Origin of the sequence: Streptomyces sp. NPDC002044, assembly GCF_040296725.1 — a bacterium.
Taxonomy (GTDB): Bacteria; Actinomycetota; Actinomycetes; order Streptomycetales; family Streptomycetaceae; genus Streptomyces; species Streptomyces antarcticus.
Window position 1 is genome coordinate 20,848 of record NZ_JBEOXU010000078.1, and the last position, 7,390, is coordinate 28,237.

10 protein-coding genes are annotated in these 7,390 nt (G+C 68.7%); 4 read left to right on the forward strand and 6 right to left on the reverse strand.

Annotation, left to right across the window (positions count from 1 at the left end; genetic code table 11):
* The first annotated feature begins 5 nt into the window (after window positions 1–5).
* Window positions 6–542: a hypothetical protein gene (locus tag ABT106_RS19955; protein ID WP_351279010.1), complete on the forward strand. Its 537-nt coding sequence runs from the start codon at window positions 6–8 to the stop codon at window positions 540–542.
* A gap of 165 nt (window positions 543–707) precedes the next feature.
* On the opposite strand, the gene ABT106_RS19960 is transcribed toward ABT106_RS19955, so the two are convergent.
* Together ABT106_RS19960 and ABT106_RS19965 are read right to left on the reverse strand one after the other, a co-directional pair.
* Window positions 708–956, reverse strand: a complete 249-nt coding sequence (locus ABT106_RS19960; protein ID WP_351279012.1) for a hypothetical protein — start codon at window positions 954–956, stop codon at window positions 708–710.
* Entirely contained in the window at window positions 953–1,285 is a 333-nt protein-coding gene (locus ABT106_RS19965) for a DUF6233 domain-containing protein (protein ID WP_351279015.1), read from the reverse strand. Before ABT106_RS19965 ends, ABT106_RS19960 begins: the two co-directional genes overlap by 4 nt.
* Window positions 1,286–2,285: 1,000 nt before the next feature.
* Here ABT106_RS19965 and ABT106_RS19970 point away from each other — a divergent pair.
* Window positions 2,286–2,975, forward strand: coding sequence for an HNH endonuclease family protein (locus ABT106_RS19970; protein WP_502979433.1), 690 nt, complete (start codon window positions 2,286–2,288; stop codon window positions 2,973–2,975).
* Between the two features lie 75 nt (window positions 2,976–3,050).
* Here ABT106_RS19970 and ABT106_RS19975 read toward each other — a convergent pair whose 3' ends face one another.
* Together ABT106_RS19975 and ABT106_RS19980 are read right to left on the reverse strand one after the other, a co-directional pair.
* Window positions 3,051–3,386, reverse strand: coding sequence for a type II toxin-antitoxin system PemK/MazF family toxin (locus ABT106_RS19975; protein ID WP_351279017.1), 336 nt, complete (start codon window positions 3,384–3,386; stop codon window positions 3,051–3,053).
* Window positions 3,383–4,057, reverse strand: a complete 675-nt coding sequence (locus ABT106_RS19980) for a hypothetical protein (RefSeq protein ID WP_351279020.1) — start codon at window positions 4,055–4,057, stop codon at window positions 3,383–3,385. The genes ABT106_RS19975 and ABT106_RS19980 overlap by 4 nt, the downstream gene beginning before the upstream one ends.
* A 316-nt stretch (window positions 4,058–4,373) precedes the next feature.
* On the opposite strand from ABT106_RS19980, the gene ABT106_RS19985 reads away from it, so the two are divergent.
* Together ABT106_RS19985 and ABT106_RS19990 are read left to right on the forward strand one after the other, a co-directional pair.
* Window positions 4,374–4,559, forward strand: coding sequence for a hypothetical protein (locus ABT106_RS19985; protein ID WP_351279023.1), 186 nt, complete (start codon window positions 4,374–4,376; stop codon window positions 4,557–4,559).
* Window positions 4,549–5,304 (forward strand): hypothetical protein, encoded by a 756-nt coding sequence (locus ABT106_RS19990; protein WP_351279026.1) that lies wholly within the window; start codon window positions 4,549–4,551, stop codon window positions 5,302–5,304. Before ABT106_RS19985 ends, ABT106_RS19990 begins: the two co-directional genes overlap by 11 nt.
* 296 nt (window positions 5,305–5,600) lie before the next feature.
* Here ABT106_RS19990 and ABT106_RS19995 read toward each other — a convergent pair whose 3' ends face one another.
* Window positions 5,601–5,825: a hypothetical protein gene (locus ABT106_RS19995; protein ID WP_351279028.1), complete on the reverse strand. Its 225-nt coding sequence runs from the start codon at window positions 5,823–5,825 to the stop codon at window positions 5,601–5,603.
* A 382-nt stretch (window positions 5,826–6,207) separates the two neighbouring features.
* Complete coding sequence (locus ABT106_RS20000; protein ID WP_351279031.1) at window positions 6,208–6,912, reverse strand: hypothetical protein; 705 nt, start codon at window positions 6,910–6,912, stop codon at window positions 6,208–6,210.
* Window positions 6,913–7,390: the final 478 nt, after the last annotated feature.

The following is a 7,390-nucleotide window of genomic DNA, read 5'->3' on the forward strand; positions in this document are numbered from 1 at the left end:
CAGTGGTGACTGATCCATCCTTTCCCCGTGGCAACGTCTGGCCCCTGCGGCCGGCAACGGCCGTGCCGTTCTGCCACCTGTGCCCGGACGACGACCGGGCCGCCGAGCCGGTGTTCACCGTCACCTACTGGCCCGCCTTCGGCCCGGCCCGCCTGGTGAGCTTGTGCGCGCACTGCCAGTTGGGCAGACCCAGCCGGAAACACGACGAGCTCGGCCCGGCCGATCTCGCCTGGCGCGTCCTGCAACGCGACACCACCCGCCTCCTGACCGCACACGGCCAGAAGCACTGGACCGCCTCGGCCGGAGAGCTGGAGTTCGCCGCCTGCCTCGCCCGAGCGCCGTGGACCGAGGAATCGATGCGCGCTGCCGTACGCGATGCCGACGGCCTCGTCTACGCCGGCCGCCTCCTCCGCGCCCTCGACAACAACGCCATCGTCGTACTACGCCACGTCCCCGCCGATGACCTCGCACTGCACTCGCTGCGCCGCCTGATTGACATCCTGGCCACCGAAGCGGAACGACCGCCGGGAGGACGTGCCTGAGACTCCGTTACACCGCGGCCGCGGGTGCTGCGGGAGGGGTTGATCGGGGTACGGCCGAGACAGCGGCCGCCTGGACTGGCACGGCGATGGACGGAGCTACCGGCGCCACGACACACCGGATCCCCCGCCGTCTGACCCCAGGGCGTGCCCGGCCTCACCGGCGGTTCACTCCTCGGCTCCGGCCTGTGCCTGGTGCCACGCTGAGGGTCCGCCGCCGCGCCAGTCGAGGAGCGGGCCGTCCAGGCGGACGGTGTCGGGGTCCAGACCCGCGCGGCGCAGGAACTCGAGGACGTCGCCGGGGTTCAGGGCGCGGCCGAGGTCCTGGCCGTCGCAGCGCACCCGGCGGCGGCCCTGATGGTCGGGCGGATGGACGGTCACCCTGGGGGCGGGGTGTCCGCCGTCGTGGCAGTTCATTCCAGTACTCCGAGCGCGGTGTCGGGGCGGCAGTGGGTGCACGCGGGGACGCCCTCGGCGAGCAGGGCGCGTATCTGGTCCGCGGTTGCGGGGGCCGATCGCTTGCCGGTGTCCCAGCAGCCGCCGGCGTGGACGCGGACCGCTGGCCGGCCGGTGCCTATCCCGCGCTCGACCAGCCACGCGGGCGGCGCTGCCGGAGGCCGCCGCCGCGCGGCGGCGGCCTGGACGCTCTCGGCCTCGGTCAGCGCCCGCTCCGCGCGCCCCAGCTCGCCGCGCAGGTAGGTGACCAGAGTCCGCAGGCGCGGCAGGTCAGGAGGCAGCACGGACACGGTCAGGTCCCGTACTGTGCCCGCCGCAGCTCCCGGCATGCGGGACACAGGGGGTTCGCGGGGGCGCCGTACCTCGCGGTGGGGGCGTGGCACCGGGCACAGGGTCCGGTCTGGCTGGGGGACCAGGTGGCGATCTGGGGTCTGGCGGGGTGAGCGGGGGTGGTCATCGTCGGCTCCTGGGTGGTGCGGAGGACATCCCTCCTATTAGATCGCATGTTCGAATTTGGTAGCGAGGGCACTGCGGGGTCTCGCTGCGGACGGGTGTGTCGTAGGTCGCGACGTTGGGGGTTGCGGGGCTAAGGGTCCGCTGGTGTAGCGCGTATCCCGATCGCCCACCCGTGGCTCTGAGCTGTGTGTTTGCCGGACTTGCGGGGCTAATACCTTCCTGGTCCAGAGTGCGGATCGCATCTCTATCCGGAGGTGCGATCCCGTATTTGTCCGCAAGGAGTGAGCTGTCATGAGCACGTCAGATCAGGGTGAGGGGTCGGCTGGTGAGGAGTCCGGGCGGGAGCCGGCGGAGCGCGGTGGGGTGCCCGCGCCGGGGCGCGTCCGGTCTGTGGTCCGTGGGTTCGCGGGCTGGGCGGCCCGTGGGGCGGCTGGCATGGCCGTAGAGGCCGTGGTGAGCGCGTGGGCGCCGGAGTGGGCTCAGGTGGCACAGGTCCTGATGGTGGCCCTGCCGGCGGTCTGGGGGCCGCGCCGGGGCCGTGGCGGGCGTCCGCGCGGCTGACGCCCGACGCGGTTCCCGGGCTGCTGGCTGTGAGTGGCGGGGGCGTGATAGGAGCCGCCGCCCCGGACGCAGGGGCCCTTCTGTGCACGGCGGTACCGGGGTGCCAGGAGACGGCCCCGGGCCGACCGTAGCCAAGGAGCGCGCGGACCGACTCCCCTGCGTCCGGGGCCCGGTGCAGTGCCGTTTCGCCGGTGAACGTGCCTCTCCGGCCGGGTGAACCCCTGGCCGGGGGACTGTTGCTGACGGGGTGTGGGCCGGTACAACCATCCCATGATGATCATGAAGTGGGCTGCGACCGCGACCGCAGCCGCAGCGGCGCTCACCCTGTCCCTGCCCGCCACCACCGCCCAGGCCGCCGAGACACGGCCGGCCGCCGTGCCACAGATCGTGCCGATCGGCGTGGCCGTCTCCGCCCTCCAGCTCGCGACGGAGGACCGGACCGGCTACCAGCGCACCTCTTTCAAGCACTGGAACTCCGGTGCCAACGCCTCGGACGGCTGCAACACCAGGATGGAGGTCCTGATCGCGGAGGCGGTAGAGGCTCCCGAGGTCGGCCCGGGCTGCGCGCTGACGGGCGGGGTGTGGTGGTCGTACTACGACGAGCGGCCGGTGACCCCGGCGGGAGCGCTGGACATCGACCACATGGTGCCCCTCGCGGAGGCGTGGGACAGCGGGGCCTCGGCGTGGACGCCGGCCCGCCGTGAGGCGTACGCCAACGACCAGGGGCAGCCGTCCTCCTTGGTCGCGGTGACGGCCCGCTCGAACCGCAGCAAGTCCGACCAGGACCCGGCGGAATGGCTGCCGCCGTCGGGGTCGTCGGAGGTGCTGTGCCGGTACGGCGCCGAATGGACCGCGACCAAGCTCCGCTGGGGCCTGGCGGTGGATGAGCTGGAACGGGACCGGCTGCTCGACATCGCGGCCGGCTGCGGCGGCACCGACGTGGAGTTCACCCCCGCTCCGTAGATCGAAGGCAGAAGGGCTGACGGCCGCTACCCGTCAAGGGATAGCGGCCCTGTCAATGCGGACTGATCCGGGCGGCTAGTAGTCCAGTTCCAGACGCAGTTGCAGATACCTGGCGAGGGCGAATTCGACTTGGGCGAGGTCGGTTCGGCTGAGGTGGTCGACAGGGTCACCGATGATGTACTGAACGTCGATGGTGCGGGCCTGGTCGATCAGTGCCCGGGTATCGCGACCGTTGATGTGGAGCAGGGGGCGGAAGATCGTATCCACCGCTTTGGTGGAGGTGGGGACGATAAAAACGGTTGACCAGGTCTCCGGCGCCTCGCTCAGGATGATGCCGTACCGCTTTCCGCGCTGTTCGCGGCCGCGCTTGGCGTCGCCAAGGTCTACGGGATAGACAGAGCCCCGGATCACCGCTTTCCCGCCCGGCGGGCAGCGAGGGTACGAAGGTGGGCCACCCGCCAGGAAGCGCCACGGCTCGGCTGGCTCAGTTCCTGGGGAGGGGTGCGCTGGGAGGACGGCCCACGGGAGGGGGGTGGCCAATGCTTCCCAAGTCCTGCCAAAGCCAGGGTGGGCGTCACATCGATACCCAGGTTACGTAGCTCGCGCCTGAGCAACTCAGTGTGGTTGGTGAGCGAACCCAGTTGTGTGAAGACACCCACGTCCGGCATGACGGCGGCAGCCGCCAAGAGACCTCGCTCGGAGGGAGCGAGGTAGCCACGCAAGAGAGCTTGGAAGCTCTGCATCACGGGCTCCGCTGTACCGGCCTCGGAGGGGTGCAAAGCGGCCTCGCCCGCTGCCTCGGCGATGACGTCGCACCAGGGCTCAGCCGGGGTGCCGCCTTGCGGAGTGATGCGATCGACGGGGGAGCCGTCGATGCCATAGCTCCAGTCGTCGGGCTCGTCGGAAAGGTCTTCGGTCGAGGCGGCGAGACGCTCCATATCCTGGCGTGCTTGATCGTCCCACTTCTGCCGGTCTAGTGCGCGCAGCGCCCGGCGCAGGACGTCTGAGGTCGACTCCTCTGGTCGCTTGTGCGCGTCGATGATCTCGCTATCAGCCCGTGTGGGCCGGAATCCCACAGTCATACATCGAGCGTACAACGAGTGTTAAACGCTTGGGTAGGGCGTGCGCCTGCAATGCCCATCCCTGCGCTCGTACGGCCCGCCTCACGCTCTGCTCCGCCCGTTCATCCACGCTTCCGTGGATGGCTTGGCAGCAGATGACCCCGGCCAGACCCAGACGGTGTCTCTGTGCCTGCCCTCGCGAGGGGTGTTTAGGGCGGGTGTGGGCATCCCTTTGGGTAGTGAGCGGGGGTGGCGAGAGTGATCCGGCTTCGCGGAGTGTCAGTGGCCCGTGTTTGACTGCTGCGAGAATCACGAGTCCTCGGGAAGGGAGACCGCAATGCCTACGGTGATCGACAAGACGCGCTCGGAGGTAGCAGAGTGGCGAGCCCGTCTGCTGGCGCAGACCCATCTGACCGAGGCACAGCTCGCAGAGCGCGCGGAGACCTATCAGCTGACGCCGCTCGAGGCTGACATTTGGGCCACGCTGCAGGGCCTCGGCTACCTTCTTGAGGGTGACGACTGAGCGTGGCACAGAGGAACTCGACCTCCACCAATACGCGAAGGACTTCGCGACCGAGCTGACCGAGACGCTTCAGGGCGTGCTGCCGGGCACACCGAGCTTCCATGCGGTGCACCAGGGACAGCGGATCTGGGTTACCACAGTCAGCGATTCCGGTGACGGCCTGCCTACCCAGAAGAAGATCGACCTGCTCATCAACGGGAAAGCCGAGATGAGCATGGCGGTCGAGTACTTCTGCTGCTGGGACCAGGCCGGCCAGTTTCTCGCGGTCGACAACTCTGCCGTCAAGGTCTTCTGCCGAGGCCAGCAGGAGCCCTTGTTCCGCTACGAGTACGTACGCAAGCATGGTCAGTGGCCGCCAGCCGCGCATATCCAGGTTCATGCCCACCGCGACGAGATCGCCTGGATCCAGCGGCTGGCAGCGAGCGGAAAGCCAGCCGCGATGACGAGGAAAGACTCTGTCCCGCGCCTGTCGCAGATTCATTTTCCTGTGGGCGGGCACCGGATGCGGCCAGGCCTTGAGGACGTGCTCCTCATGATCGTCCGTGAATTCACCATCGACACGGTGGATGGCTGGGACGAGGCATTGCAGACAGGCATCCGCCTTTGGCGGCACAAGCAGGTGCGGGCGGCTGTCCGAGACGCACCGGAAGAAGCCGCTGATGTGCTTCGGCAACTCGGATACCAGGTGACCGTGCCGTCCGGGAACTGTAAACCCAGTGGGGAAGTAAAACTGTACCTGCCCTGATGCCGAACCCGCTGAGGGGCACGAGGCGAAGTGAGCCTGGCCCGTGCCGCTGTGCGTCACTCCGGACTCGGACGGGTCCAGTGTCGGTGAGGGTACCAACGGCTGTTCCGGGCCGCAGGGCCTTCGAGGCCGTCGCCTAGCTCACGCAAGAGGCCCGGCGGGGGCGCTGTGTGGCGCCCCCGCCGTTGTCCACGACACCGGGATGGTTCTGGGTGGAGTGGGGCCTGTTCGGCCGTCAGATCGCCATACAGGGGATCGCCCTTCTGGGGACCTGGCGTCGGGAGTTGAGTGCCGCGCTACTCGACGAGTCCGGTCTTCTCGACGAGGGCGGTCACGAGGGTCGTCGTGGCGACGAACGTGGTGGCTGCCCAGACGACGCGTTCCGCCCCGGTTGCGGTTGCGTGCATGCCGACGATGTATGCGGCGAGGGCGCCGGCGATGCCGGTCACCACGGCCAGGAGCACGACCAGCACCTTGGCCGTGCGTCCCTGCGGACGCGGCCGGGACACCTCACTGCTCATGTGTTCGATTCCACGCCGCTCGGTCGGTTCAGGCCGCTCGTGGCTGTGTACCGTCATGGACGGGTCCTCCAGGGGATCCAGGGGCCTGCTCGCCACGATTCCGCCAAAGATTCCGACGGGCAGGCCCCACCTGCTCCCCGGCCCGGGCGGGCCGCGGACTACTGCTCTGACCCACCCCCGAGGCGTAACCCTCCGAGCACGCTCGGCGGAGGGGAGGCCGTCCGCCGGTCGGGCTCCGCTCGGGAGTGGAGTGAAGCGACAGTAGCCCCAGACGCACCGTCACCCGGCCCGTCCCACCTGGTCAGTTACCGGTGAGTAGCAGGAGCGGAGATCGCTTTGCATGCGCGTGTCCGCGCGCGCGTAGGCGCATGTGTGACCACCGTCACCCTCGATTCAAGGGGCGGTGCCCCCCGGAGCCCGGGCTCGAGCCGTTTCCCTGCGCAGGCCGGGGAGCCCGCACCCTGCGTCGCGGCCGCAGACCGTGTTTCTGTAGAACGTTTCGGCGTCGCAGTTCCTCGAGGACGAGCCACTGGTCGTACTCGACGGGCGACAGGTGCTGGGGCGGCCGGTTCGACTTGCCCCGCCGGACCGAGGCGATCTCCCGGCGACGCTGGGTGTGTTCTAAAGACCTACGAACCGATGCGAACCATCGCCTAACGGTGGGCAGCTCGTAGTCGGTGAGGTCCGCGAAGGCCTCCGCAGGGAGCCCCACCCCCATCGCCCTCCGGATCACCGATCTGGCCTTGCTCGAGATCCGTAACTCCGCTGCGGCCATGCGCCGCCGCCGCTCAAGGATCTTGTTCAGCCGCTCCCTGGCCGTCTCGAGCTCGACCTCCCGCACTGCCACCCTGTGCTTGGCCACCCACTTCGACACCGTCGTCAGCTGGTAGCCGGACGCTTCTGCGACGTCCTTGAGGTCGACCCCCGCCGAGACCGCTTCAACTACCCGAGTCCGTACCTCACGCAAGTAGTTCTCATCGGCCGAGCGCAGCCGCTTCCGGCGCCGGTTGATACGGGTCAGATACACCCGGACCTCTTCCGCAACCTCGGCCGGCGCCTTCCTGCGCAGAATTGGCTTGTTGATCATGGTTACCCCCTCCGGGGACATCTTGCCCAACGGAGGCCCGCCCGAGGAGGGGGTAATCCTCATAACGCCTCCCACAATGCGACGGTGGACAGACGCTTACTAACCATCAGAATTTTTGTACCTCGCCAAGGAATAAAGCTCGCCTTGCTAAGCCGTCACGTATTTGGTTACGCAACCGTAACTAGTTCCACTCACCCCCTCAGGGTGTGGCAGACTTTCGCCATTCCAACATGCTGCATCAAATGATGCACACAGCCCTTTAGATCCACACGCCGCAGCAGGCGAGGGCGCAGGGGGGCGGGGCTTGGCCGCACCCGAAGACAAGCCACGGATCCACCCCGTCGAGCCGCCCAAGGCCCTTGCCAGCGCGGCGGAGCCGCAGGGCGGGAGCGCAGCGGACGCCCCTTCCGGGACCGCGCAGCGGGTCCGGGTTCACTTCACGCGGATTGGAGCGCAGCGGAAATCCGCTATTCCCGCG

Excerpts from the sequence above, each read along its gene's own strand:
- ABT106_RS19960 (WP_351279012.1), bottom strand. The coding sequence starts at position 956 with ATGAACTGCCACGACGGCGGACACCCCGCCCCCAGGGTGACCGTCCAT.
- ABT106_RS19970 (WP_502979433.1), top strand. The coding sequence starts at position 2,286 with ATGATCATGAAGTGGGCTGCGACCGCGACCGCAGCCGCAGCGGCGCTC.
- ABT106_RS19980 (WP_351279020.1), bottom strand. The coding sequence starts at position 4,057 with ATGACTGTGGGATTCCGGCCCACACGGGCTGATAGCGAGATCATCGAC.
- ABT106_RS19985 (WP_351279023.1), top strand. The coding sequence starts at position 4,374 with ATGCCTACGGTGATCGACAAGACGCGCTCGGAGGTAGCAGAGTGGCGA.
- ABT106_RS19995 (WP_351279028.1), bottom strand. The coding sequence starts at position 5,825 with ATGAGCAGTGAGGTGTCCCGGCCGCGTCCGCAGGGACGCACGGCCAAG.
- ABT106_RS20000 (WP_351279031.1), bottom strand. The coding sequence starts at position 6,912 with ATGATCAACAAGCCAATTCTGCGCAGGAAGGCGCCGGCCGAGGTTGCG.